Source organism: Pseudoalteromonas rubra (assembly GCF_004212645.1).
GTDB classification, from domain to species: Bacteria; Pseudomonadota; Gammaproteobacteria; order Enterobacterales; family Alteromonadaceae; genus Pseudoalteromonas; species Pseudoalteromonas rubra_G.
In genome coordinates this window covers 1-1,142 of the sequence record NZ_PPUZ01000171.1, presented here as the reverse complement: position 1 = coordinate 1,142, position 1,142 = coordinate 1, and the positions used below count along the sequence as shown (strand labels likewise).

At 48.0% G+C, this 1,142-nt stretch carries 1 protein-coding gene; it reads right to left on the bottom strand.

Going from position 1 to position 1,142, the window contains the following annotated elements; all coding sequences use genetic code 11:
• Window positions 1-1,142 (bottom strand): elongation factor Tu (gene tuf / locus C3B51_RS23355; protein WP_130246557.1); only part of this gene is annotated, 1,142 nt, incomplete at its 3' end.

Here is a 1,142-nt window from a genome sequence, read left to right as displayed (position 1 = left end):
CCACCTTCACGGATCGCGAAACGTAGACCTTCGTCCATCGCGATTGGGCAGATCAGCTCAACAGTCATCTTGATGTTGTCACCAGGCATTACCATTTCAACGCCTTCTGGCAGCTCAACGTTACCAGTTACGTCAGTTGTACGGAAGTAGAACTGTGGACGGTAGCCTTTGAAGAATGGAGTGTGACGACCACCTTCATCTTTAGACAGTACGTATACTTCTGAAGTGAACTTAGTGTGTGGAGTGATTGAACCAGGCTTAGCAAGAACCTGACCACGCTCAACTTCGTCACGCTTAGTACCACGTAGAAGGGCACCGATGTTCTCACCTGCACGACCTTCGTCAAGCAGCTTACGGAACATTTCAACACCTGTACAAGTTGTCTTCGTAGTTTCTTTGATACCTACGATTTCAACTTCGTCGTTCACGTTGATGATACCAGCTTCAACACGGCCAGTTACAACTGTACCACGACCCTGAATTGAGAATACGTCTTCGATAGGCATGATGAACGGCTTATCGATGTCACGCTCTGGCTCTGGGATGTAAGAATCTAGTGCTTCTGCAAGCTCAACGATCTTGTCTTCCCACTCTTTCTCGCCTTCAAGCGCTTTAAGAGCAGAACCCTGGATTAGAGGCAGGTCATCACCTGGGAAGTCGTACTCAGAAAGAAGTTCACGAACTTCCATCTCTACTAGCTCTAGTAGCTCTTCGTCGTCAACCATGTCACACTTGTTCATGAATACGATGATGTAAGGTACACCAACCTGACGAGAAAGTAGGATGTGCTCACGTGTTTGAGGCATAGGACCGTCAGTTGCAGCAACTACCAGGATCGCGCCGTCCATCTGAGCAGCACCAGTGATCATGTTTTTAACGTAGTCAGCGTGTCCAGGACAGTCAACGTGCGCGTAGTGGCGAGTTGGTGTGTCATACTCAACGTGTGAAGTTGAGATTGTGATACCACGCTCACGCTCTTCTGGAGCGTTATCGATTGATGCGAAGTCTTTCGCTTCACCACCGTATACTTTTGCAAGTACGTTAGTGATTGCTGCAGTTAGGGTAGTTTTACCGTGGTCAACGTGGCCGATAGTACCAACGTTAACGTGCGGTTTCGAACGTTCAAACTTTTCTTTTGCCAT